The sequence below is a fragment of the Bradyrhizobium shewense genome (genome assembly GCF_900094605.1).
Classification (GTDB): Bacteria; Pseudomonadota; Alphaproteobacteria; order Rhizobiales; family Xanthobacteraceae; genus Bradyrhizobium; species Bradyrhizobium shewense.
This window is the reverse complement of record NZ_FMAI01000015.1, coordinates 195,518-219,958: the sequence shown is the minus strand read 5'-3', so window position 1 is coordinate 219,958 and position 24,441 is coordinate 195,518. Positions and strand designations below refer to the sequence as shown.

The following is a 24,441-nucleotide window of genomic DNA, read 5'->3' as shown; positions in this document are numbered from 1 at the left end:
ACGAGGGTTTGCCGGAACTGGCCTATCCCTTTCACGATCGCGACGTCGTCGTCACCTCCTGCGGGCGCCTCTGCCTCCACCGCAAGAGAATCAATATCTCCCTGGTGTTGGCCGGCCAGAAGCTCGGCATCAAGGAGGTCGACGAGGGCATTTGGCTCGTCAGCTTCATGCACTATGATCTTGGATATTTCGACCTGGAGCAGAAGACCCTGCAGCCCCTCGACAACCCGTTCGGCACGAGGTTGTCACCCATCTCTTAGGTACGATGCGTTACCCATCTCTTCGGGCTGGACATTCGGATAGACTGGCGGAAGGGGTGGGATTCGAACCCACGGTACCCTTGCGGGCACGCCGGTTTTCAAGACCGGTGCCTTAAACCACTCGGCCACCCTTCCCTCGTAACAATCCCAGGGAGTTAGCTTAGCTTCGGACTGAGCGCAACGCGAACTTGGACCCAATTTGGACCTATCGGTACGATGCCCGCGGTCTGTTACCGATTGCCGATTCGCGTCCACAGATGAGGGCACCCGGGCTAAACCGCAGCCTAGGGCCTATTTCGGCAGGCATTCCACGTTGTAGGCGATGATGATCTGAGCTGGATCCGCTTTACCCAGGCTCTTGAGATCCTCCAAGCCGCTTCGGAGCTTGGCGCCCGCCTCGCTCAAGCTTCCTTCAAGCGTGACTTTGGCCTTCCGGCACCTCTCTTCGTTGGAAAACTCCTGGAAGACAACTGTCGGAAGGAGTCGCCATTCCGCCTTGTCGTTCGTCGCGGCAGGACTGATCGAGTAGGAAAAGACATACATCAGCACCCACATCGCTTTTACTCCAGCTTTGGCCGGCTCGATCCGTGCGCACCTGGATGGTCGCGCCTGGACGCACCTCAGCAGGCTATTGCTGCCACCCCGCCTTACTTGGAGGGCGCGCGATCAAGCCGCGATCGCTGCGCCCTCATGCGCTTGATCTCTTGACGCAGGTCTTCACTCTTTTCGTCACGCTGCTCTCCGCTCGATTTGATCTGATCATCTTGACGCAACTTTTCGAGAGCTTTCTCGACCGAGAGTTTGTTCGTTCCGGCCATAACCGACCTCACTTGCGCTTCTGCGTTCATCAATAGGGATAGGAGGGATTACCCTGCGGGCAGGTCCCTCCGCGATCGCCGGTGTTGTCAGACCTTCGGACTGAACATGCCTCCCGCCGCCTTCATCGCAGACTCGCTCATGGCCCGGCCCTGGTCGGTCAGCGAGCGCATCTGGTCCTGGAAGAAATCGGCTTGAAGCTCGAGCGCATCCTGCATGTCCTTTGCGTTGATCAGCTTGTCGCCGAGATCGAAAGTTGCGGTGACATTGTGCTGCATGAAGGCGCAGAACTCCTTCGCCTGGTTCGCGACCGGCAGCGGCGACGAGCCGAGAGCACGCTCCAGCAATTCGAAATAGTCCGAATTGGCCTTGCGCAGCCGACCGAGCGCCTCGCTCAGTGACGCACGCATGCTCTCGGCGGACACATTGATTTCGGCCATGATGTCGCTCCTTTCAGACGGTTTCGCTCATGCGGGAAGTCCTCCGAACCAGGCGCCGAAATAGCCGGCATAGAGCGCCGGCCGTTCGAGATTCATCGAGTGCCCGATGCCGGGCACGATAACGAGGCGGCAATCCGGCATCGCCTCAACCATGACACGAAGGTCGGCCGGAAGAATCCAGCCGTCCCATTCGCCCCACAGCACCAGATGCGGATGCCGTAGCTGCTGCATCCGGCGCTCCAGCTCGCGGCTTTCATTCTCCCGCGTGAGATTGACGGGAGTGCCGATCCAGATTCCTTCGGAGACGCCAAAGGTCTGGTCGATGATGCGATCGAACAGGGCCTGGATCTCAGGCAGTCCTTCGCGAAAACGCGGGACCGCGTTCGGCGCCATGCTCTCGGGCACGAACAGCGAGGACGCCGCCGTTGCCATGATCGTCCGCGTCAACTCCTTGCTCGCCATCATCGCGCGGAAAAGGCCGATCTGATCGGCATTGAAGGCCATGCCGAGCGGCGTCACCGGATCGAGCGAGAACACACGGCCGAAGCGTTCCGGCTGCATCAAGAGCATGCGCGCGGCGATGATGCCGCCGGTCGAATGCGTCGCAAGATGGCAATAGCTGATCTCGAGCGTATCGAGGGCCGCCAGCATGTCCTCGGCATGCTGCTGCATGGAATAGTTGGCGTAGCCCGCGGTCGGTTTCGGCCGATCGCTGTCGCCGCAACCGCGCCAGTCGATGGCGACGACGCGCAGGCCCGTCGGAAACAGGGGCGCGGCGAGCTCGATCCAATCCTTGCTGGCGAGATTGCCGTGGATGAAGACGACGGCGACGTCGCCCCGTCCCCACTCCCGCCAGCCGAGCTGGACCTCACCTGCCTGCACCCTTCCCATGTACGGCTCTACTTGTTCAGGCCGGCGGTGGGCGCGGCTCCGGGAGGCGTCGGCGCCACCGGCAGAGCAGACACCACAGCTCCCTTGATCATGCGGTCGATGCTCGCCGGCGAAGAGGTGTCGATGCTGCCCTTGGTTACGAAATCCACGACGTCCACCGAGAACTCCACCGGATTATCGGTGTGAATAAAGTGCCCTGTTTCCGGGTAGATCTTGAGGATTGGTCGGTTGCCGGCATTGGTCATCCGCGTCATGAACGGCGAGATCACGTCGCGACCGAGATCGGTCAGCCCGTTGAAAGCGGGCGTCGGGATGAACGGCTCCTTGTCGCCGAAGGCCAGGAAGATTGGCGCCTTGATCTGCGTGAGCCGCTCGTAGAGGTTCTTCGGGTCGTCCTGCTGGAGCTCAGCCCCGATGGTATAGATGTCGAAAATGAAGACGTTGCACCATTGATCAAGCTCCTTTGGGTTGCCCCTGATGAGGCCAACGCGCTGCTCGGTGTGGAAGCGGGCATACTCACTGTCACTGTAGAAATACCCGCTCTTCGCCGCCGACACTGCGCCGGTGTTCGGGTCACGCTTCTTGAAATAGAAGAAATCGCGGACGCCCTGCTCGTCGCGCGCCTTTTCAGCGGCGAGAATGCCAGTCTGATCCCAGACCGACTTCCATTTCTCGAAGTCTCGACCGAGATCCGGGTCGAACAGTTTTGCCTTCTTGTCCTTGGCTATCGTGATGTCGCGCGGATATTCCTCGAGGCCCGAGGGGGCTTCGAGAGCCAGCGCCTGCACGGCGTCTGGCCAGGTCAGGGCATAGCCCATCACGAACTGACCGCCGAGCGAGTGGCCAAGATACACCGCCTTCTTCACGCCGAGCTGGTTGACGACGAGGTCGTAGATCACCTCGCGCATGTCCTGCATGGTGCGCGCCGGACTCTTGTCGAGATTGCCGGGCCCGGACATCCCATAATGCGGCAGGTCGGGCACGATCACGCGCACTCCGCTCCGCAGCGCATATTGCATGATGTTGCCGTAGTGGCCGCCGAAGGCGCCCTTGCCGTGGATGATGACCAGCACCTTCGGGTCTCTGTCGGTGCCGTTGTATTCATCCATGTAGCCGATCTGCCAGGATTTGCCGCTCTTGTCCTTGGCGTTGGAGAATTTGACCGGATAGGGATATGTCACAAAATCCTTCCAGAAGGATTTTTCCGGATCGATCTTCTCGGCAACACCGGGCACGCGATAGTTCTTGTCGGCGAATTTCTGCGCGCGATCGAGGCTTGCAACGTCGTCCATGAAAGCGACGAATTTCGGATCGTTCTTGCGCTGGTTGATGATCGGGAACACGCCGTAATGCGCGACCGGGCTTTCCTGCGCGATCAGGTCCGCGCCGGGCACGCGATCGACCGCCTGCTGCGCCAGCTTGAAGTTGAGCCAGAGATCGTTGGTGATGTGCATCACCAGCGTGCGCGCCTGGATGCGGCCGAGATAGGGATTAACGTTGTGGGTCTCGCCAACCCGGTTGCGCCAGACGAGATCGACCGCGTCATAGAGCTTGGCGCGATTGATGACGTTCAAACCGGCCTTCTCGTTCGGCGGATCCCAGTAGAAGATCTCGGGCTGCACGGCGCCCCAGTTCTGGGTTGTGCGAAATGCGAAGTCATAACCAGTCATGCCAAGGATCGACCAGCCGAACGCGACACCCGGCACCGGATGCTTTTCCTTCGGTAGCTTGTAATAGTCGCCCTTGGTCTCTTGCCAGACCGGATCGCCCTGGATCGCGGCCGTCATCATCTGGAACGTCCAATTGCCGACGGGATCCTCTCCATCCGACTGCGTCGTGCCCCCGATCGGCATCAAGGCGCTGACGTATTCGGGATGCATGACGCCCCAGACATAGGTCTGCGTACCGCCCATGGACACGCCCGTGACCAATGCAACACGCGCGACCTTCAGTTCGTCGCGCAGCAGACGATAGTTGGCCTGCACCATGTCGTAGTAGCTGTATTGCGGAAACTTGATGCCGAGCCCATCGGACGGCTTGCTGGCGCCCCAGGTGCCGAGCGGATCGACCATGATGACATAATAGCGGTCTGTATCGATCGGCCGTCCCGAACCGATGATCGGGACGCCCCCAGACAAGGCGGCGCCCTTGACCCACTGCTCGTACATGTCGGTGGAATCACCGGAATAATAGGAGTTGATCACGACGGCATTGGTAATCTCGCCTGCGGCGTTGCGTCGCGCGTTGCCGATGGCGATGTAGGCCGTTCGCAACTTGCCAGCGCCGAGGGACTCGAGCGTGACACCCCCCTCGCCGCCATTCTCCCACTTGGAGGGATTGGAAAGGTCGTACTTGCCGCCGAGGCGGAAGTTGGCGATCTCGTAGGTCTTCTTCAGCCCGTCATGCTGCACCTGCGACGAGCGGCGCGTGAAGGGTTGTGCAACTGCCAGAGCGGTGCCGACCAGCAGTACAATCAGGCCGACGGAGCAACGTTTCACGAAACCGGCCGCGGACATGACGGATTCCTCCCTGCGCAGTTTTTGGAACGCTAGGAAGGTCGCAACGGGGATCTTTGATCTAGCTCAATGGAATCCGCTCGCGACAGTTGAGCATCGTAGCCAGCGATGTCGGTAGTCTTGTGCGATGCCCTTTCTCAATCACGGCTCGTATCGAATACGCTACGAGCTCGATGGGCCGGCGAGAGCGCCGGCCTATGTCTTCGTCAATGGACTGACACAATATTCGGAGCTATGGGGCGCCTATCGCGAGGCGCTGCTGACACGAGGCTTTCGCGTCGCAACCTTCGATCTCCTCGGTCAAGGGGTCTCGGACAAACCGACGCTATTTATCAATCAGGACGACCAGGTTGCCGCGCTGAGGCTTCTGATTGAAGCGCTTGGCGAGGGGCCGGTCTTCCTGAGCGGCATCAGCTTCGGCGGCCTGATCGCGCTCCGTTATGCGATCGAGCATGGGCAGCGGCTGTCCAGACTGGTGCCGATGAGCTGCTTCGCCGAGCTGACGCCGCAGCTTATGCTTCTCGGCAACGCCCTACGGACCGGCCTGATCCTGGGAGGAACAGGCTATCTCCAGGATTTGCTGCTGCCTATGAACCTGTCTGACCAGTGGTTGAAGCCATTGTTGGACAAGCTCGACAGCGTCAAGCGCCAGGGCTGGCTGGTGAACGATGTCTACGCGCTGCAAAATCTGATGGAGTCCTTTCTCGACTTCCAACCGCTAACGCCGCGCCTGTCAGCGATCTCGGCTCCGACCATGATCCTCAATGGTGAGTTCGATTTTCTGACCCCGCGTCATCTGCACGAGACCCTGCGGGTTGAGATCCCGAACAGCTCGCTAGTGATCATTCCCAAGGCGTATCACGCTTTCACACTTGAGAAAGGCGCCCTGACGGCCGATCTTCTCGCGCGCTTTGCCGACGATGTGCTGGCCGGCCGCTGGCAAGGCAATCAAGCCGTATGGGTCGCGCCCGAGGAGCCCGGCGGCGAGCTGACACCGTTCCCTGACGGTTACGATCACCTGCGCGCTATCCCGGTCAAGCGAGCGCTGGCATGAGCGGATTCCTCGGCCCGCTAGACTCAGGCGCACGTGTCCCACCGGCGCAGCAGACGCGGATCGCGGCATTCCTGATCTCGGCGCATGGCGCCCTCGCCCGGCAATTCGCCTTCACGCTGCCTGTAAGTCTCGACGCGGCGTGGCAGACCGAATTGAATGCGCAGTTCTATCGCGAGACCGAGATTGTTTCGCTGCTGATGCGCGCCACAACCTGGGTGCCGGATTTGGCCCTGGGGTACATGGTTGCGTCCTGGGAGACCGCCTGGTTGCCCGCCCCGATCGACGAAATCCCGGACCGTCGCCTCGCCCAGGCGGTTCACCTTGCGACGCTTGCCCATGCCGTGCACGCCGGTATCCGGCCGGCCGCGCTGCTCCCGACCGAGGCCAATGCGCAGGATCCCTTTGTGATGGCGCTGCGGCGAATCGAGTTCGAGAGCGGCCGGCTGCTCCAGGCCCAGATTCTGTTCCTCAAGGGCACGGACCTTGCGCCGCATCGGGATGCGGTGAGTGCTATCCTCGAGCAACGACATGCCAGCGTTCGCAAGCTGTGGCGCGAAACACTAGCGAACATCGGTATCGAGGCATCCTGATCGGAATGACCGGGAGTCTTGACGCAGATCAAAGGAAGAGAGTCGCCCGGCGCCAACATCCGTCTTCTGACATCGTCGGCCGACCCCGGAGTATCAAGCATGAAGGCCGTTTCCGTCGAAGAAGCCGTTGCGATGATTCCGGCGGGCGCCAGCGTTATGGTGGGCGGCTTCATGGGCGTCGGGACACCGGAGCGCCTGCTCGACGAAGTCGTGCGTCAGAAGAAGACACAGCTTACCTTGATCTCCAACGACGCTGCAACGCCCGGCAAGGGCGTCGGCAAGCTGTTCGATCACGCTCTCGTGTCGAAGCTGACCGCAACGCATATCGGTCTCAATCCGAAGGCGCAGCAGCAGATGCTGGCGAACCTGATCGCCGTCGATCTGGTTCCGCAAGGCACCTTCGTCGAGCGCATCCGCGCCGGCGGATGCGGTCTCGGCGGCGTGCTGACGCCCACGGGCGTCGGGACACTGGTCGCCGAAGGCAAGCGTCAGATCGAGATCGACGGCAAGGCATTCCTGCTGGAAACGGCGCTGCGCGCCCAGTTCGCCCTCGTCCACGCCTTCCTCGCCGATTATCTCGGCAACCTCTCCTACGCGCTCACCTCGCGCAATTTCAACCCGGTCATGGCGATGGCGGCCGACACCGTCATCGTGACGGCCGAGAATATCGTGCCCGTCGGCGTGATTGCGCCCGATCACGTCGTCACCCCCGCGCCGCTCGTCGACTATCTCATCACCAACGGGTGACATCATGGATCCCCAGATCATCATCGCCCGACGGGTAGCCAAGGAGCTGAAGACCGGCAATCTCGTCAATCTCGGCATCGGCATTCCGACCTTGGTGGCAAACTACGTGCCATCAGATCTGAAGGTATTCTTCCAGTCGGAGAACGGGCTGATTGGCACAGGGCCGATTCCTGAGCAGGGCATGGCTCATCCGACGCTCACTGACGCCGGCGGGCGTCCCATCAGCGCGTTGCCGGGTGCCTCGACCTTCGACAGTGCGATGTCCTTCGGACTGATCCGCGGCGGTCATGTCGATGTCACGGTGCTCGGCGGGCTTCAGGTCGACGCGCATGGTCATCTCGCCAACTGGATGATCCCCGGTAAGATGGTGCCGGGCATGGGCGGCGCCATGGATCTCGTCAGCGGCGCCAAGCGCGTCATCGTCGCCATGCAGCACGCGGCCAAGGGCAAGTCGAAGATCGTGGCAAAATGCTCGCTGCCGTTGACCTCGGCGCGGCCCGTCCACCTTGTCGTGACCGACATGGCCGTGATCGGCTTCCCTGGTGGCAGGGCGACCCTCCTGGAAACGGCGCCCGGCATCAGTGTCGGAGAGGTCATGGCTGTCACCGAGGCCGAACTGGTCATTCAAGACACCGTCCCGGAAATGAGACTTTGAGCAGAACAATCATGCGCATGTTCAGCGATTTCAATGAGATCAAATCCGCTATCGGCACCGAGATCGGCGCCAGTGAATGGATCGAGATCACCCAGGCACGCATCAATCAGTTCGCCGAGGCGACCTGCGACGAACAATGGATCCATGTGGACCAGGAACGTGCCAGCAAGGAGATGCCCGGCGGCAAAACCATCGCTCATGGCCTGCTGTCACTCGCCCTGGCGCCGCTGTTCATCCGCTCTGTCATCGGCCTGAAGGGCCTTCGCAACACGCTGAACTACGGAGCTGACCGGATCAGGTACCTCGCCCCGGTGCCGGCGGGCTCAAGACTGCGCGGCCGGGTCACGGTCGCCGAAGCCGAGGACGTGCCGCCGGACGGACTGCGCGTGAACTATCACCTCGTGATCGAGATCGAGGGCGGCAAGAAGCCCGCCTGCGTCGCCGAGCTGATCGCCCTGCACTATCGCTGAACACGACATGTCGGAAACAGCCTCATGCAGCGCGTATGCGTGATCAGTCGATGATGTGATACCCGCCATCGATATATAGCACACCACCGGTGATCAGCTTGGCGCCGTCGAGTGCGAGAAAGGCGGTTGCGTTGCCGACATCGTCGATGCTGACCAGACTGCGCGACGGTGCCTTGGACTGCGCCTTGTCCATGAGTTCATCGAATTCGGGAATGCCTGACGCGGCGCGGGTCGCAAGCGGTCCCGGCGAGATCGCGTGCACACGGATGCCTTTCGGACCCAATTCAGCGGCGGCATAGCGAACCGAGGCTTCGAGCGCTGCCTTCGCCACGCCCATGATGTTGTAGTTCTCCACCACCATCTGGCTGCCGTAATAGGTCATTGTGAACATCGTGCCGCCGTTCTTCATCAGAGGCTCGGCAAGATGCGCCATCCGGAGGAACGACCAGCAGGAGACGTCCATGGTCTTCAGAAAGCCGTCGCGGCCAACGTCGACGACGCGGCCGTGCAGCGCCTCCTTGGGTGAAAAGGCGATGGAATGCAGCAAGAAATCGAGCTGTCCCCACTCCGACTTGATGCGCTCGAACACGGCTTCGGTCTGACCTTCGACCATAACGTCGAGCGGCACGAAGATCGGCGCTTCCAGCGCCTGCGCCAGCGGCTCGACATGCTTCTTGGCGCGGTCATTCAGATAGGTGACGGCGAGATCAGCGCCGAGCGCCCGAAAAGCCCTGGCGCAACCCCATGCGATTGACTGATCGTTGGCGATACCGACCACCAGGCCCTTCTTGCCTTTAAGGGCGACCTTGCTGTCCGGAAATATTGGAATCATGACACCCTCTTATGTCTGGTGTTACGCGAATGGCCGTTCATCAGCAGCGACAACGTGTGCTGCGCGATCATCAACTCCTCGTCCGTCGGGATGACATAGACAGGAATGAGACTGTTCTTCCCCGAGATGAGACTCGAATGGCGGGCGTTCTCGGCCTCATCGAGTGTCACGCCGAGCCAGCGGAGCTGCTCTGCCACACGCGCGCGGATGCCGCTCGAGTTTTCGCCGATGCCGGCTGTGAAGACGAAGGCATCAAGGCCCTGAAGCGCGGCGGCAAGCATGCCGGCATTGAGGCCGACGCGATAGGCGAAGTAATCGACTGCGAGCCTTGCTTGCGGATCGGTGCTCGCCTCAAGCTCGCGCATGTCGTTGCTGACGCCGGAGAGACCTTTCAAGCCGCAGTCGCGATAGAGGAACTCCTGCACTTTCGCAGCTGCCATTCCTTTTTCCGAAATCAGATACAGCACGACGCCCGGATCGAGCTGGCCGGGGCGTGTGCCCATCGGCAGCCCGTCGAGCGCGGTGAATCCCATCGTGCTCTCGACGCTCAGTCCGTCCTTCATGGCGCACATCGAGGCACCGCTGCCGAGATGGGCGACGATCACCCGGCGCTTTGCGATATCGGGCGCGATCTGCGGCAGGCTCCTGGAGATGTATTCATAAGAGAGTCCGTGGAAACCGTAACGCCGCACGCCTTCGGCGTGGAGCTGGTGCGGGATGGCGTAATGATCGGCCAGTGGACCATGCGTGCGATGAAATGCAGTGTCGAAACATGCGACCTGTGGCACCGTCGGGAAGTTGGCGAGGATCGAACGGATCGGGGCCAGATTGTGCGGCTGGTGCAATGGGGCCAACGCAACGAACCGCTCTAGCCGCGACACCACACCATGATCGACCAGAACCGGCCGCTCATAGTCCGGCCCACCGTGGACCACGCGGTGCCCAACGGCGAGAGGATTGACACGAACCTCACTCCGCAGCCACTCGCCTGCCACGCTCATTGCCGCCGGAACGTCAGGAATCGCCTCGATCGGATAGGCCCGGTCGGCCATGGGATCGCCGCCAGCGCCGTTCGCGCGCAGACGTGGACGGCTACCGATACCCTCCACCTGGCCCTTGATCATCCGAAGAAGCCGCCCTTCGCCCTCGACGACGAAGACCTGGAACTTGACGCTTGATGAGCCGGCGTTGACGACGAGGATGGTATCCATAGCCGTCACGCCGCAACTGTCGGCGCCTTTTGGCGCCGCGCGTAAGCGTAGAGCGCAGCCACCGCACAGGAGGCCATCCGTGCCCGCGGAGAATCCGCGCGCGAGGTCAGGACGACGGGCACCCGGGCGCCGAGCACGATGCCGGCGCCGTCCGCCTTGGCGAAATACGCCAGGTTCTTGGCCAGCATATTGCCCGACTCCAGATCCGGAACCATGAGGATCTGGGCCCTGCCGGCAACTTCGGACGTGATGCCCTTGATCCGCGCAGCCTCGGGGTCAATGGCATTGTCGAAGGCCAACGGACCGTCGAGCAAGCCGCCGGCAATCTGGCCGCGATCGGCCATCTTGCAGAGCGCTGCGGCCTCGATCGTCGAGGGGATTTTCGACGTCACCGTCTCGACCGCCGACAGGATTGCAACCCGCGGAGTCTGGCCGAAGCCGGCTTGGTTGAAGAGATCGATCGCGTTCTGGATGATGTCACGCTTGGCGTCGAGATCGGGGAAGATGTTGATGGCGGCATCCGTCACAAAGATGGTCTCGGCATAGGCGGGTACGTCCATGACGAAGACATGGCTGATACGCCGGTCGGTCCGCAGGCCGCCAACCTTGGCCGTCACCGCTCGCATCAGCTCGTCGGTATGGAGACTGCCTTTCATCAGCAGCTCGCCCCGCGCGGCATGGATTAGCTCGACACCCTTGGCCGCGGCATCATCGCTATGAGCGGCATCGACGATCTCGAAGCCGGATACGTCGAGATCGAATCTGGCGGCGGTATCCTTGATCTTCCGCTCCGGTCCAACCAGGATTGGCCGAATGATGCCGGCGCTCGCGCTATCGACGGCGCCGCGCAGCGAGGTTTCGTCACAGGGGTGCACGACCACGGTCGGTGTCGGCGGCGCGGCCCTCGCCGCCGCTATCAAGCGATCATACTTGCTGCCGGATTGAACGTCGGTTGCCTCAGTCAACATCCTGTCACTCCCGCTTCCGCCAATGCGCGTCACGACGCTTTGGCCTTGGGGTCGAAAGGGGCGACGTTTGACATCCACTCTTTTTCCCCTTCTAGCCCAAACAACTCGGCAACTTGCTTCAGGCGGTTAGCGCGCTCGCCGGTAAGGTCCTCGCTCGCCGATAGCACCTCGCGCATCGCAACGAAGGCCGCGCGGCGCTGGTTCATGTCGTCAGGCAACAGCTTGGGGATGGCCGCGAGTGAGGCACCGCGATCGAGCAGCAGCATAAAGAACTGCTCGCGCACCAGCATCTTGAACTCGGCGAGCGTCATCCGTGGGCCGGCATGGTCACGCCGGACCCGCCGCAGCGCCTCGATGCTGCGTTCGTCGACCATGCCACGCGCCGAGCCGACATAGAGCAGCGCCCGGATCGCCGCCTCGCGCAGGCCGCCCTCCTCGATCTGTGACTTCAGCTCGGCAATTCGCTTGGCGAGCATGGCCTGATGCTCGGCGGACATCTCGCGGCGGCGGGACGGTACCGAGTTAGGGTCAATGCCTATGGCGGCCTGAAGCAGCGGCGAGCCATAGACGTTTAGGAAGACGGTCTCGCTCAGCGCTTCCTGCGCATCACGCCAGCTATCCAGCGCATGGACGATCTGCTTGGACATCTGCTCCTGGAACGCCAGGAACGGATTGTCTTTCGATACCGGCTTGCGCTTATCCTCGACTCGATCGGCAGCCGCCTTGATCGTGGACATCCAGGGATTTTGGCTGCTGAAGAGCTCATATTGCAGTCGGAGCGGGTGCATGTTGCGCGCCGATTCCGCTAGCTGCGGCGTCACCATGCCCTTCACGAAGGGGCGCAAGAACTTCTGATAGGCCGCGAGATTGAGCTCCGAAACGCGCTTGGCAGCAGCAAATCGCCGCTCATCCTCTGGAGAATTGCCGCCCATCGCTCGGATGTCGTCCAGCGTCCGTGCTTCGCAACGCATCACCCATTGCCCTGCCGCAAGATCGGCGTTGAGTGTCTCGTTACCGCGGGCTTCGAAAGTGGCCTCATAGAGCCCAGGCGGCAGCACGTCGATAAGGTCAATATTGCTGGAGAATTCCGCGTGCTCCTTCTTGGCCACCCCCCCGGACACGAAGATGCCGAGATGACCGATGCTCTCATGAACGGTATACACGATGGTTTGGCCGTAGGCCCTGATCTCGTCGACACTGGAATAGCAGTCCAGGATCCAGCCCAGCGCCTGCTGCGGCGGGGTGACGTTGTCACCCTGGGAGCAGAAAACGACGATCGGCGAGCGGATGTTGCGCAGATCGACTTTCTGCCCGTCTGACATCTCGATCCGGCCTGCGGCAAGATTGTTGCCTATGAACAGCTCATCGACGATGAACTGGATCTCTTCGGCATTGAGGTTGACGTGCCCGCCCCACCAGCGCTCGAAGTCGAGGTAACGTTCCGCCTCGGAATCGACCTTGGAATAGACGTTGTACTGCTTGGTCCAGAGCGTATTCGAGGGGTTCTGGTTCTCGAAATGCTGTACCAGCCAGGCACCGTCGAACTTGCCAGCACCGAGATCACTCGTCAGCGCCGTGAGCCAGCTTCCGCCCAACAGGCCGCCAGAATAGCGCATCGGATATTTGCCGTGCACGCCTGCCCAATAGGCGAGCGGCGCGCCGGCGATGATAAGAGGGCCAAATAGCTCAGGTCGCAGCGATGCCAAAATCATGACGGCCCACCCGGCCTGGCAATTGCCGATCACGCAGGGCTTGCCGTCCGCTTCCGGATGGCGGTCGATGACGATCTCGATGAATTTCGCTTCCGCGCGCGCGATGCGCTCGATGGTCTGGCCGGGCACGGGCTCAGGCAGGAACCCGATGAAGTAGCAGGGATGTCCCGCTCTCATCGCGACGCCAATCTCGCTGTCCGCCTTGAAGCCGCCGATTCCGGGACCGTGGCCGGCGCGCGGATCGACCACGACGAATGGCCGCCGGCTCATGTCGATTTCGATGTCCTTGGGCGGAACGATGCGCACCAGCGCATAGTTGACCGGCTCATCAAGCTTCCGGCCATCCGTGATCAATTCAGCGGCATATTGCAGGACATGCGGCGCGGTTTGCGCGACATGCTCGCGATACTGATCGCCGCGCTGGCGCATGATGTCCAAAAAGAGGACGCTGCGCTGTCCTGCATCGACCATGTATTCCACGGCCGAAGCGACTAACCCAGACAGCGGGCCATCGGGGAGCTTCAGATTTTCAATCGCCATGTTCGACCTCGTCGTCGTGCAAGGCATTCAAGAGGCGCCGCCATCGCCGAGACGTTGATTTAAGTCAACGGTCAGCGACAAGCTGCGCAGGCGGCACGGCCCGGTCGATGCGGATCCAGGCCGCTGCGAGTTCCCAGGCGACCGAGAGAATGATCGGTCCGATGAACAGACCGATGATCCCATGCGCGAGCGTGCCACCGATTACTCCGATCAGGATGACGAGCGCCGGCGTGGAGAGGCCCCGTCCCATGACCAGCGGCTTCAGGATGTTGTCGAGAAGACCGACGATGACGAGAAATACCGTCAGGAGCAGCGCCGTGGTGACGTCCTTGTCCATCCAGATCCAGATGACGACCGGAATCAGGACGATCGCCGCACCGAGCTGCACGATCGACAACAGCAGAACAATGACGGCGAGCAGCCCCGCGCTCGGGATGGCCGCCAGCTTGAATCCGATGCCGGCGAGCAGCGCCTGAATAATGGCGACGCCGATGACGCCTTGCGACACCGCCCGGATGGTCCCAGCCGCCAGCTCGAGGAAATGTTCGCCCTGTTCCGGCACGATTCGGAACAGGAAGCCGCGGATCGCACTGACGAGCTGCGGACCATATGGAAAGAGAAATCCGGCGACCAGCACCGACATCAGGAATTTCAGCGTGCCGAGGCCGGCGCTGCCTGCGAATGACAGCATCATGCCGGCAATCGGCTTCAGATATGGCGCAACCTCGCGCACGGCCGCGCGGATGTTGGTGTAGGCCTGATTCCAGAGATCGTAGAGCTGCGGCCCGACCACCGGCCAGTCCTTGATCCGCTCCGGCGCCGCCTGCAGCACGAGATCGCCGCTGCCGAGTTGCCCTGCGAGCTCCCTGACCCCCTCAACCGCACTGAGGCCGAGCCAGGCCGCCGGACCGATGACGATGCCGAGCATGATGAAGGTGAGGAGCACCGCCGCTGTCCGCGGGCGGCCGCCCAGACATTTCGCGAGCCAGCTGAAGACCGGATAGAACGCCACGGCAAGCACCGCGCTCCAGGTCAAGATCGGCACGAAGGGGCGAATGATCAGGAGCGTCCACAGGATCAGCAGCGCAAGCAAGCCGAGCCGGATCACGAGCTGAACGACGTCGCTGGTGGAAAAAAGTTGGCGAAGTGTCTTCAAGGTTTGAGGCCTGCGCCCGGCTGGTTGGCTCCATGCGGAAAGCCTAGCGGCCGGACCGGGACCGCAGGCTTGATCCAAATCAACCGGCAAAGGACTGAAGGCGGCTTGATGGGACGGGTGCCGTGGTCACGAAACGGCTCAACAATTGCGACGCGAACGCATGTTGAATGCAGCAAACTACGCGCGAAACGAACAGCTCCGCGACGGTACGGCCGTGGAGATCCGTGCTCTCCGGCCAGATGACGAGGCCGCCATGCTGGCCGCGCTTGGCGAGGTGGGCACACAGTCCCTCCAGCGCCGCTTCTTCATGCTAAAACGTCATTTCTCCGAGAAGGAGCGCGCCTATTTCGTCGACGTCGACTTCAAGAACCATGTGGCGCTGGTCGCGTGCGTGGCGAATGCAGGTCGGAGCACCATCGTGGGCGGCGCGCGATATGTCGCAGCCGGGCCGGGCTGCGCCGAGACGGCCTTCATGGTGATCGACGCCTGGCAAGGACGCGGCATCGGCGGACTGCTGCTGCGTCACCTGATCAGCCTTGCCCGCGAAGCCAAGCTGAAGGAACTGACCGCGGAGGTGCTGCCGGACAACGCTGCGATGCTCAGGGTTCTTGGCAGATTTGGGTTCGAACGCGTAGAACGCCGCGAACCTGATACGGTCCATATGGTACTGACGCTGACCCGATAGAATCTCTCGGACGACGCCTCAAACTCCGCGCAAAACACTGCCGCACTCTGTCCTTTGGTGCATGTAGCTCGGCAACAAGGGCTTACCGGTTCAAAGATCCGCTCCCTTTTATACTGCGCAAAAGAAAGCGGCGCCCAGTTAGGAGCGCCGCGCGAATGTTCTTCGTGACTGCGTCAGCTCAGTACCCGCAGGACGCGCATCCCATCTGCACCGGGGCGTAATAGGAATACCCCGGCGAGACCATCTGGACGCGCTGGCGCGTGGCGTATTGCGGGGGGATGCGCTCGTACTGGACGCTCGGCGGCGCGACCATCACGGTCTGCGGGACCATCACGGTGCGGTACTGCGCGGGCGTGCGATGCGCGACGACGGAGCCCGGGGAGACCATCACGGTCTCATCGACGGTGCGGTACTGCGGCGCGACGTATTGCTGCTGATAGCAGGTCTGGCACGGCGGCGGTGCGTAGCAATTGTAGCAGCCGGCGGAGGCTGCGCCCGTCATGGAAATCGCGGCGACGGCGGTCGAGAAAACAACAGCGAGAGTACGCGACATTGCGGTGGTGCCCCAGTTGCCCAAAAATGGATTTGCGAAGGTCGCAGGCAGTATATGCCGCAAAATCCAGGGCTGCCGAACTTCGTCGGGGCATCCTTAATGCGAACGGCCAATCGCGGCCGACCGGTAAGAACTCATTGACCACGCGCATTAACGCGAAAGGCGCTCATCGGCCTCCGTCAAGCTCGAGCTTCAGCGCCTCGCCGCTCGTTCCAAAAACTCCAGCAACGAGGGATCTGTCTCCTCGAATTCGACAAAGCGGCGGCGCAGCTCGTCCGCTATTTCTGCGGTGGCATCTCGTGACCATCCTTCCGCTGTATTGAAGGCCACAACACGTGCCGGATGGAGATATTGCCCCTCGACCAAATGTCTGAGCAGGGTCGCCCGATTGGCGTCCTCCTCGGCAGTTTCACACCAGGCGCGGCCGAGCCGCCGGCCGAAATCATCGAGCACGAGATAGACGTCCCGGTCTGTCGTCATGTTCGGCACGAGCGATGGAGATTGACTCATGGCTTGCTCCGCTAATGGCATCCGGACCGTTGCGGAGGATACGGCGCGACCGCCTGGCCGGATTCGGAAAAATGGATTTCGGCTATTTTTCTTAGGATTGCACGATTAAATAAAAAAACAACGAAAATAAATAAAAATTAAATAGCAAAGTGACCACAAATACACTAAATTCACAGGGCCTGGCGGGCGAGCCCGCACGTCGGGTGCCCACTTCGCAAAGCGGCTCCCGCCTCCACCCCCCAATAGCCCACACCCCAGGAGGCGGGGGCCGTTTCTTTGCGTCCCCCGTCCCGGCTTCACATCTCTGTCCTGCAACAGCGCATCTGCGCGCTCGCGGGGGGACCGCGAGCGCTCCGGAGGATTCGATTAGGTCGAGGCGTTATTTCGGACGCCGCTTCACCTCGCGCACGGCGCCGCGCGCGGCGCTGGTGGTGAGCGCAGCGTAGGCCTGCAGCGCGGTCGAGACGTTGCGCTTGCGCGCAGCCGGCTGCCAGGCGGCATCGCCCTTCGCCTCTTCCGCGACGCGGCGCTTGGCGAGCTCGTCGTCGGAGACCTCTAGGCTGATGCTGCGGTTCGGGATGCCGATCGCGATGCGATCGCCGGTGCGCACCAGGCCGATGTTGCCGCCCTCGGCGGCTTCCGGCGAGAGATGGCCGATCGACAGGCCGGAGGAGCCGCCGGAGAAGCGGCCGTCGGTGACGAGCGCGCAGGCTTTGCCGAGGCCCATCGATTTCAGATAGCTGGTCGGATACAGCATCTCCTGCATGCCGGGGCCGCCGCGCGGGCCTTCGTAGATGATGACCACGATCTCGCCGGCGACGACCTTGCCGCCCAGGATGCCTTCAACGGCCGCATCCTGGCTTTCGAACACGCGCGCGGGGCCGGAGAATTTCAGGATCGAGGCGTCGACACCGGCGGTCTTCACGATGCAGCCGTCCTGCGCGAGGTTGCCGTAGAGCACGGCGAGGCCGCCATCCTTGCTGAAGGCGTGCTCGAGGTCGCGCACCACGCCCTTCTCGCGGTCGGCATCGAGCTCGTCGTAGCGGCGCTCCTGGCTGAAGGCGACCTGGGTCGGGATGCCGCCGGGCGAAGCGCGGAAGAAGGTGCGGACCGCTTCGCTCTTGGAGCGCTTGATGTCCCAGCGTTCCAGCGCGTCGTTCATGGTCGGCGCGTGCACCGTCGAAACCGAGGTGTCGATCAGGCCGGCGCGGTCGAGCTCGCCCAGAATGCCCATGATGCCGCCGGCACGATGCACGTCCTCGACATGCACGTCGGCGACCGACGGCGCGACCTTGCACAGCACGGGCACGCGCCGAGAAAGCCGGTCGATGTCCTTCATGGTGAATTCCACCTGCCCTTCATGGGCGGCGGCGAGCAGATGCAGCACGGTGTTGGTCGAGCCGCCCATGGCGATGTCGAGCGTCATCGCGTTCTCGAACGCCTTGAAGTTGGCGACGTTGCGCGGCAGCACCGAAGCATCGTCCTGCTCGTAATAGCGGCGGACGAGATCGACGATGGTGTGGCCGGCCTCGACGAACAGGCGCTTGCGGTCGGCATGGGTTGCCACCACCGTGCCGTTGCCGGGCAGCGCCAAGCCCAGCGCCTCGGTCAAGCAGTTCATGGAGTTGGCGGTGAACATGCCCGAGCAGGAGCCGCAGGTCGGGCACGCCGAGCGCTCGATCACCTTGACGTCGTCGTCGCTGACCTTGGAATCGGCTGCGGCGACCATGGCGTCGATGAGGTCGACGGCCTTGGTCTTGCCCTGCAGCTTGACCTTGCCAGCCTCCATCGGCCCGCCGGAAACAAACACGGCGGGGATGTTGAGCCGCAGCGCGGCCATCAGCATGCCGGGGGTGATCTTGTCGCAATTGGAGATGCAGACGAGGCCGTCGGCGCAGTGCGCGTTGGCCATGTACTCGACGCTGTCGGCGATCAGCTCGCGCGACGGCAAGCTGTAGAGCATGCCGTCATGGCCCATCGCGATGCCGTCGTCGACCGCGATGGTGTTGAACTCCTTGGCGACGCCGCCGGCCTGCTCGATCTCGCGGGCGACGAGCTGGCCGAGGTCCTTGAGATGGACGTGACCGGGCACGAATTGGGTGAAGGAATTGACGACCGCGATGATCGGCTTGCCGAAATCGGCGTCCTTCATGCCGGTCGCGCGCCAGAGGCCGCGGGCACCTGCCATGTTGCGGCCGTGGGTGGTGGTGCGGGAGCGATAGGCTGGCATGGCGGTTTCCGTCCTCGGTTTGACCGGCCGGGCGGGAAAAACAGGAGCCGCCTCAGGCCTTTCTGGCCGGATACCGCACGGGCTGGGCGGGCGCAACGGGAACTTGCCCTGAAACGGCCCAGATCGACCCCACGCAGGCCTCCCCTGCTCCCGGCGCGGGTTATTGCTGCTCGCGTCAGCGCCGGACAGGCGCAGCAGCTTAGCGCTTCGGCTTGGGCAGCATAATTCTCCCTTGGGAGGCAATGCCACCCCATTTGGTGGACCAGCCGATTTCCGAGGTCGAGGCTGGTTCAATGCTTGTCTGACCTCGGGCGCCCTGCAATGCAAACAAGGCCCCCTGGGGATCGACACATCGTGCGATCCAGCAGCCGTCAGGCAATTCGATCGGACCCTGGAGGATCCGGCCTCCGCCAGCGCTCACATGCTTCATGGCAGCACCGATGTCGTCGACATTGAAGTAATGCAGCCAGCTCGGCTGCGTTACGATCGGAAGTTTCGTGAGCATGCCGCCGATCGCCTGCCCACCCGCCGAAAACAATTGATACCAGGCCGCTGGTTCACCTTGATCCTCGGCCTTCTGCCAACCGAATAGTTCTTTGTAGAAATCGAAGATCACGGTCCGGTCGGCAGCCAGTAACTCATGCCAGCCGACACGCCCCGGCTCGTCCAGCCGGCCCGGCTTTCGTCGGCCATATGTCGGATCTTTGATCAGCCCGAACGTCGCCTCCTGCGGATCGGCAACGACTGCTATGCGGCCAATATTGGTGTCGGTCGGCGGCACAAGGATCGCGCCTCCAAGGCGCCTGATCTGCGCGGCGGTCGCGTCCAGGTCGTCGACGGCGACGTATCCCATCCACCGCGGCGTCGCCCCCAATCTTCGCCCCTCCTCCGGGATATCCATAAGTCCGCCCAGCGGAGCGCCGCCGCTACGAAGCACCGTGTAAGGCAGTTTCGGGGTCGATTCATCCTTCATGCCCCAGCCGACGGCCTTGCGGTAAAATGCGCCAGCCGCCGCGACATCCGTGGTCAGGAGTTCATACCAAGCGAAACGCCCTGATCGATCGACCACGCCGATCTCCTGTTCGAGCTTCGGTGCGCTTGCGGCACTGCACCAAGTTGCACGCGCACCAACAGCGTGGATCGTTGATGCGTTGTGTCAACCCGCCGTGCCGATGCCGTTCATGAAGATGAATACACCCTGCACGTGCGACGCCGCGCTTTTGTGCGCGAAATTGTTGCTCGCGCTATTTCCTGAGAGTAGGCTTAGCGCGGCTGGGACGCTTCTTGCAATGCTCGGAGGTTCGACCATGCGGCAGGCGAAGAAGACTTCTAAAGGGAAGAAGCGAGTAACCAAAGTCGCCGTGCCGGCGTTCGGAGCCGCAGGGTTGACGTTCTCGCTGGGGGGAGGCGCATCGGCGTCCGCCGTGCCCACATCCGACCTACAGCAATTGCCCCACTTTGGAACCGGTCAGGCAATCACCCTCGATGAAGAGGAAATGGCTGACGTCAGCTTGGCCACCTTCCATCTCTTCGACAAGGAAAACGCCGGCAGCCGCGTGCAGCTGGCATGGCGCGGATGCGGCGGTTGCCGCGGCTGCAGAGGCTGTCGCGGTTGCCGTAGTTGCCGATGTGGCGTCGGTTGCCGTTGTGCGGGTTGTGCCGTTGGCTGCGGTGTCGGCTGTGGCGTTGGTGTGGTGGGATGCGCCGTATCATGCGCGAGTTGCTGCGCATCGTGGGGCCGCTGCCGCGTGTGCTAGGCCTCGGCGCCTTCCGAATGTCAAATTCACGGGTTGATAGGTCATTGGCCGGTCTCGAGAGAGGGGCCGGCCAATTGCTTGATTTCGCTACGACGCTCGCATCGGCAACAGGATCATCGTGCTGACTCAATGACTGCAACTCGCAAGACGCGCGCTCCGCGGCAGACCCGCAAAGACATTCTCCGATTTGCACCGAACTTCACCGCCTATGTACTGCCTCCCGATGCGGTTTGCCTTTATTCCGAGGACCGCAAGTTCTTCCTGCATGGCGAGCTCTATTGTGCCTTGGCCACCGCGATCGGAAAACATGGCAAGGCTTGGTCCGAAATCATTAGCCAGCTTTCGAAGCACCTTCCGGCCAACAAGATCGACGAAGCGATCAAGCGGCTCCTTGATCGCCGATATGTCGTTGCGCAGAGCCCGAAAGCATTCGACGACACCGTCGGCGGCTTCCTGGCGAGCCTCGGCATGCCCCTTGAGATCGCGGAACAAAATCTTCGCAATTGCCCCGTCCGGATTGAGGCGATCGACGTCAAAGGCGCCAAGGAGCTGACCGCGGCGTTGAACAAGCTCGGTGTTCAAATCGCCAAGCGAGCGCCGAAGCTCACGATCACGCTGGCGAACGACTATCTCGACCGGCGACTTGCCGAGCTGAACCAGGAACGCGTGGCCGGCAAGACGCCCTGGTTGCTGGTGCAGCCGTCCGGCCCGTTTCCGCTGGTCGGGCCCGTGTTCAAACCGGGCGAGACCGCTTGCTGGACCTGCCTGTTCGATCGCATGATCCGCAACCGGGAGATCAAGGGGTTTCTTGACCGGGGACCGGCGCGTGCGGTTGCCATATCGCCGCTCGTCAGAGAAAACGTCGGCCAGACTGGAATCCATTTTGCGGCCGTCGAAATCGCGAAGGCGATTGCATCGGATTTTCGCACCGATTTGTGCGATCACATCGCAAGTTTCGACCTGACCGGCGCCGCGATCATCAAGCACTACGTGACGCGACGTCCACAATGTCCGACCTGCGGCAGCAGGAAGCTGAACAACCCGCGCCGATCACCGGCCCTGGTCGAAATTGACGAGGGCAAGAGGCTCGTCATGACCAGCGGTGGATACCGCACGGTGACGTCGCGGTCGACGGTGTCGCGCTTCCGCAAGCATGTGAGCCCGCTGACAGGGGTTGTGACCAGGCTCGAACGAATCGACGTCGATCTGCCAATGAACACCAACTACTTCGCCCAGCATAATTTCTCCGCGCCGGCCCAGAGCATCGACCAACTCAGGTCCGGATTGAGCGGCGGCAGTTTTGGCAAGGGCTCGACCGCCGAGCAAGGCGAAGCCAGCGCGCTGATGGAATCGATCGAACGCTATTCGGGAATCTTCCAGGGCGATGAGATCAGGACGACGCGTCGATTTGCCGATTTCGAGCCTGGCGACGCGCTTCTTCCCAACGATGTGCAGCTCTTCAGTGAAACGCAGTTCAAGAACAGATTTCTCCAGCAACCGGACGATCCCCATCCGGTTCCCGAGCCGTTTGATCCTTCGACGAGGACCGAGTGGTCGCCCGTCTCATCGTTGCGCGACAAACGCTTCAAATATCTGCCGACGGGCCTCCTGTACTTCTTTTATGGCGGCTTTCATACGGATTCCAACGGCTGCGCGGCCGGCAACACCCGCGACGAAGCGATTGTCCAGGGCTTCCTCGAACTGATCGAACGCGATGCCTACGCGATCTGGTGGTACAACCGGGTGCAGCGCGCCGAGGTCGACCTCGAGCAGTTCGACGATTTCTATGTCCGGGATCTCCAGACTCAATTTGCGGAAGCCGGGCGCAAGCTGTGGGTGCTCGATGTCACCACCGACCTCGGCATTCCGACTTACGTGGCAATCATGCACTGGATGCAGAATGGACACGAGCATATCGAGTTCGGTTCCGGCGCGCATTTCGACCGCCGCATCGCCCTGCTTCGCTCCCTCACCGAGCTGACCCAATTCATGTCCGTCAGCATGATGGGCGGTGCGAGCGGCGAAAAGCCGACCCTCGACGGTGTTACACCGCTGCGCCTGGAAGATTACCCGTTCCTGATACCAAGCGATCGTCCGATCGTCCCTCCAGCGCCGAGCCTCAAGCTTCACGACAACACGCGTGACCAGGCCATCGCCTGCGTCGAGATTGCCGCCCGTGCGGGTTACGATTTCCTCGTCCTCGACCAGACACGTCCCGACGTCGAGGTTCCGGTCGTCAGAGTGCTCGTTCCCGGCTTGCGTCATTTTTATCGCCGCTTCGCCCCGGGCCGCCTTTACGATGTGCCGGTGAAGCTCGGATTGTTGGACCGGCCGCGACCGGAAAGTGATCTGACGTCATTCATTCCACACACCTGAAGGCCTGCTCTTCGTGCGCGCTCCCCCGAAAAAGCCGAACAGGAAGATCGCGCCAGACATTGCTGCCCGATTGAGCCATCGCTTCTCCCTCCGGATGCAGCCGGACGGAAACATTGCCGCCTCTCTGGGCGACTATTCCGTCAACCTCGGACAATTCAGCGAGGCTGCGACGGACCGTGCGCGACACCTGAGCACCGGTCTTCCGCTCGCTTCGTTTGCGGGCAAGAGCATCCTCGCCAGGGAAATCGACGCACTGGTGCATCGCCTGGCCCGGCAGGGGCTTCTGGAATACCGCCTCTCCTCCACGCGTGACGAGCGGGACCTCGTGGTCATCGAGCCTCAAGTCCCCGACTACTGGCCGCGACGCGCGAAGCTGGGCAAGCGTGATACCGTTGTGTTGTCGCGCTTTGCCTATCTGCGCCGGCGCGGCAACGAGATGGTGCTGGAATCGCCACGCGCCGGCGCGCTGTTCCAGATTGGCGATCCCGCCATCGCCGCTACCCTTGCCGCGCTGTCGCAGCCTCGGAAGATCGGCGAGTTCAAGGCGAAGGCACGCTCCTTCGACCTTCTTCTGCTCGAACTGCTGGTCGAAAGCCAGGTTCTGCTCAAGCTCGATACGAAAGGCGGCGACGGCTTGCGAGTGGATGAAGGCGACGGCAATCTCGTTCTCTGGGATTTCCATGATCTGGTATTTCACACGCGGAGCACGGAGGGCCGGCAAGCCAATCCGGTCGGTGCCGCTTTCACCTATGCGAGCGTCGTTCCGCCGCCGCCCGCGGTGCGTCCGCGCTGGCCCGGCAGCAAGATCGACCTGCGTAAATTCCCCTCCCCGGGGCCGAACTCTCTCCTCCCGAAGCTGTTGCGGGAACGCCATTCAACACGGGATTTCGACGACAAGCATCCGGTCACGCTCCGCGAACTCGCGCAGTTCCTCGACACCACCGCGCGCGTTCTGTCCGAATGGAAGAGCGAACCGTATTTTGATGGCGGCCCCGAAGTCACCTACAGCACGAGACCCTATCCTTCGGCGGGCAGCGCGTACGAGCTGGAATTGTACCTGGCGGTCTCCAACTGCGAAGGGCTCGCGCGCGGACTCTACCACTACGATGCTGGGAGCCACGCGCTGGTTGCGATGAGCGCCTCTGCCCAACAACTCCAGGCTCTCTCGGTGGCGGCTCAGTTCGCCATGGACGCGCCTCGTCAGCCGCAAATCCTGATCACAATCGCAGCGCGCTTTGGGCGGGTCTCCTGGAAATACAGCTCAATCGCATATTCGTTGATCTTGAAGAATGTCGGCAGCCTGATTCAGACGTTCTATCTGGCGGCGACCGATATGGGCCTTGGGGGCTGCGCCATCGGGACGACCGACATCGATCTGTTCGCGAAAATGACGCAGCAGGAATTGCACATAGAAGGCCCCGTCGGTCAATTCGCGCTCGGGCGCGGCAAGAAGCCGGAGGTCCAAGGTTAGA

24 protein-coding genes, 1 tRNA gene and 1 pseudogene are annotated in these 24,441 nt (G+C 62.1%); 9 read left to right on the top strand and 17 right to left on the bottom strand.

Annotated elements, in window-relative coordinates; all coding sequences use genetic code 11:
• Window positions 1–260, top strand: a pseudogene (locus GA0061098_RS26940) (IS481 family transposase); the annotation flags it as partial.
• Window positions 261–305: 45 nt separating this feature from the next.
• Here the strand turns inward: GA0061098_RS26940 and GA0061098_RS26935 are convergent.
• The 6 genes from GA0061098_RS26935 to GA0061098_RS26910 all read right to left on the bottom strand — a co-directional run bounded on the left by GA0061098_RS26935 (window position 306) and on the right by GA0061098_RS26910 (window position 4,923).
• Window positions 306–395: transfer RNA gene (locus GA0061098_RS26935), tRNA-Ser, on the bottom strand.
• Window positions 396–551: 156 nt separating this feature from the next.
• Complete coding sequence (locus GA0061098_RS26930; protein WP_060736755.1) at window positions 552–815, bottom strand: hypothetical protein; 264 nt, start codon at window positions 813–815, stop codon at window positions 552–554.
• A gap of 92 nt (window positions 816–907) precedes the next feature.
• A complete protein-coding gene (locus GA0061098_RS45195; protein ID WP_165637625.1) occupies window positions 908–1,078 on the bottom strand; it encodes a hypothetical protein in 171 nt (56 codons plus the stop codon).
• 87 nt (window positions 1,079–1,165) lie between these two features.
• Window positions 1,166–1,516 (bottom strand): phasin, encoded by a 351-nt coding sequence (locus GA0061098_RS26920; RefSeq protein WP_091963676.1) that lies wholly within the window; start codon window positions 1,514–1,516, stop codon window positions 1,166–1,168.
• Between the two features lie 27 nt (window positions 1,517–1,543).
• Window positions 1,544–2,407 (bottom strand): alpha/beta fold hydrolase, encoded by an 864-nt coding sequence (locus tag GA0061098_RS26915; protein ID WP_091963673.1) that lies wholly within the window; start codon window positions 2,405–2,407, stop codon window positions 1,544–1,546.
• An 8-nt stretch (window positions 2,408–2,415) separates the two neighbouring features.
• Window positions 2,416–4,923 carry an alpha/beta hydrolase gene (locus GA0061098_RS26910; protein ID WP_091963670.1) on the bottom strand — a complete coding sequence of 836 codons (2,508 nt, stop codon included), beginning with the start codon at window positions 4,921–4,923 and terminating at the stop codon, window positions 2,416–2,418.
• 127 nt (window positions 4,924–5,050) lie between these two features.
• Here GA0061098_RS26910 and GA0061098_RS26905 point away from each other — a divergent pair, with 127 nt between their 5' ends.
• From GA0061098_RS26905 to GA0061098_RS26885, 5 genes are all read left to right on the top strand, one after another.
• On the top strand, window positions 5,051–5,977 hold the full coding sequence (locus GA0061098_RS26905; RefSeq protein WP_091963667.1) for an alpha/beta fold hydrolase: 927 nt from the start codon (window positions 5,051–5,053) through the stop codon (window positions 5,975–5,977).
• Window positions 5,974–6,567 (top strand): hypothetical protein, encoded by a 594-nt coding sequence (locus GA0061098_RS26900; RefSeq protein WP_091963663.1) that lies wholly within the window; start codon window positions 5,974–5,976, stop codon window positions 6,565–6,567. Before GA0061098_RS26905 ends, GA0061098_RS26900 begins: the two co-directional genes overlap by 4 nt.
• A 99-nt stretch (window positions 6,568–6,666) precedes the next feature.
• Window positions 6,667–7,314, top strand: coding sequence for a CoA transferase subunit A (locus tag GA0061098_RS26895; RefSeq protein WP_091963658.1), 648 nt, complete (start codon window positions 6,667–6,669; stop codon window positions 7,312–7,314).
• A 4-nt stretch (window positions 7,315–7,318) separates the two neighbouring features.
• Window positions 7,319–7,969, top strand: a complete 651-nt coding sequence (locus GA0061098_RS26890) for a 3-oxoacid CoA-transferase subunit B (protein WP_091963656.1) — start codon at window positions 7,319–7,321, stop codon at window positions 7,967–7,969.
• 11 nt (window positions 7,970–7,980) lie between these two features.
• Window positions 7,981–8,439 carry a MaoC family dehydratase gene (locus tag GA0061098_RS26885; RefSeq protein ID WP_091963653.1) on the top strand — a complete coding sequence of 153 codons (459 nt, stop codon included), beginning with the start codon at window positions 7,981–7,983 and terminating at the stop codon, window positions 8,437–8,439.
• Window positions 8,440–8,482: 43 nt separating this feature from the next.
• Here the strand turns inward: GA0061098_RS26885 and fabI are convergent, their stop codons facing one another.
• The 5 genes from fabI to GA0061098_RS26860 form a co-directional block, all read right to left on the bottom strand.
• Complete coding sequence (gene fabI / locus GA0061098_RS26880; RefSeq protein WP_091963651.1) at window positions 8,483–9,271, bottom strand: enoyl-ACP reductase FabI; 789 nt, start codon at window positions 9,269–9,271, stop codon at window positions 8,483–8,485.
• Complete coding sequence (locus tag GA0061098_RS26875) at window positions 9,268–10,482, bottom strand: acetate/propionate family kinase (RefSeq protein ID WP_091963648.1); 1,215 nt, start codon at window positions 10,480–10,482, stop codon at window positions 9,268–9,270. The genes fabI and GA0061098_RS26875 overlap by 4 nt, the downstream gene beginning before the upstream one ends.
• Window positions 10,483–10,487: 5 nt before the next feature.
• Entirely contained in the window at window positions 10,488–11,450 is a 963-nt protein-coding gene (locus tag GA0061098_RS26870; protein WP_091963645.1) for a phosphate acetyltransferase, read from the bottom strand.
• A 29-nt stretch (window positions 11,451–11,479) separates the two neighbouring features.
• Window positions 11,480–13,702 (bottom strand): DUF3141 domain-containing protein, encoded by a 2,223-nt coding sequence (locus tag GA0061098_RS26865; RefSeq protein WP_091963642.1) that lies wholly within the window; start codon window positions 13,700–13,702, stop codon window positions 11,480–11,482.
• Between the two features lie 64 nt (window positions 13,703–13,766).
• A complete protein-coding gene (locus tag GA0061098_RS26860) occupies window positions 13,767–14,858 on the bottom strand; it encodes an AI-2E family transporter (RefSeq protein WP_091963639.1) in 1,092 nt (363 codons plus the stop codon).
• A gap of 160 nt (window positions 14,859–15,018) precedes the next feature.
• On the opposite strand from GA0061098_RS26860, the gene GA0061098_RS26855 reads away from it, so the two are divergent.
• Window positions 15,019–15,543 (top strand): GNAT family N-acetyltransferase, encoded by a 525-nt coding sequence (locus GA0061098_RS26855; protein ID WP_091963636.1) that lies wholly within the window; start codon window positions 15,019–15,021, stop codon window positions 15,541–15,543.
• Window positions 15,544–15,721: 178 nt separating this feature from the next.
• Here the strand turns inward: GA0061098_RS26855 and GA0061098_RS26850 are convergent, their stop codons facing one another.
• The 6 genes from GA0061098_RS26850 to GA0061098_RS46285 all read right to left on the bottom strand — a co-directional run bounded on the left by GA0061098_RS26850 (window position 15,722) and on the right by GA0061098_RS46285 (window position 21,175).
• Window positions 15,722–16,045, bottom strand: a complete 324-nt coding sequence (locus GA0061098_RS26850) for a hypothetical protein (RefSeq protein ID WP_091963737.1) — start codon at window positions 16,043–16,045, stop codon at window positions 15,722–15,724.
• A 243-nt stretch (window positions 16,046–16,288) separates the two neighbouring features.
• Window positions 16,289–16,627 (bottom strand): hypothetical protein, encoded by a 339-nt coding sequence (locus GA0061098_RS26845; RefSeq protein ID WP_245323604.1) that lies wholly within the window; start codon window positions 16,625–16,627, stop codon window positions 16,289–16,291.
• A 358-nt stretch (window positions 16,628–16,985) separates the two neighbouring features.
• The gene (gene ilvD / locus GA0061098_RS26840) at window positions 16,986–18,836 is read right to left on the bottom strand and encodes a dihydroxy-acid dehydratase (RefSeq protein WP_091963633.1); all 1,851 of its coding nucleotides are present in this window, start codon (window positions 18,834–18,836) and stop codon (window positions 16,986–16,988) included.
• A gap of 199 nt (window positions 18,837–19,035) precedes the next feature.
• Window positions 19,036–19,905 carry a VOC family protein gene (locus GA0061098_RS26835; protein ID WP_104466015.1) on the bottom strand — a complete coding sequence of 290 codons (870 nt, stop codon included), beginning with the start codon at window positions 19,903–19,905 and terminating at the stop codon, window positions 19,036–19,038.
• Window positions 19,906–19,992: 87 nt separating this feature from the next.
• Window positions 19,993–20,268, bottom strand: a complete 276-nt coding sequence (locus GA0061098_RS45190) for a hypothetical protein (protein ID WP_161500082.1) — start codon at window positions 20,266–20,268, stop codon at window positions 19,993–19,995.
• Window positions 20,269–20,719: 451 nt separating this feature from the next.
• Complete coding sequence (locus GA0061098_RS46285; protein WP_245323599.1) at window positions 20,720–21,175, bottom strand: hypothetical protein; 456 nt, start codon at window positions 21,173–21,175, stop codon at window positions 20,720–20,722.
• Between the two features lie 84 nt (window positions 21,176–21,259).
• Between GA0061098_RS46285 and GA0061098_RS26825 the strand changes: the two genes are divergently transcribed.
• Together GA0061098_RS26825 and GA0061098_RS26820 are read left to right on the top strand one after the other, a co-directional pair.
• Window positions 21,260–22,969 (top strand): TOMM precursor leader peptide-binding protein, encoded by a 1,710-nt coding sequence (locus GA0061098_RS26825; protein WP_245323596.1) that lies wholly within the window; start codon window positions 21,260–21,262, stop codon window positions 22,967–22,969.
• A gap of 94 nt (window positions 22,970–23,063) precedes the next feature.
• A complete protein-coding gene (locus GA0061098_RS26820; RefSeq protein WP_165637628.1) occupies window positions 23,064–24,440 on the top strand; it encodes a SagB/ThcOx family dehydrogenase in 1,377 nt (458 codons plus the stop codon).
• Window position 24,441 lies beyond the last annotated feature (1 nt).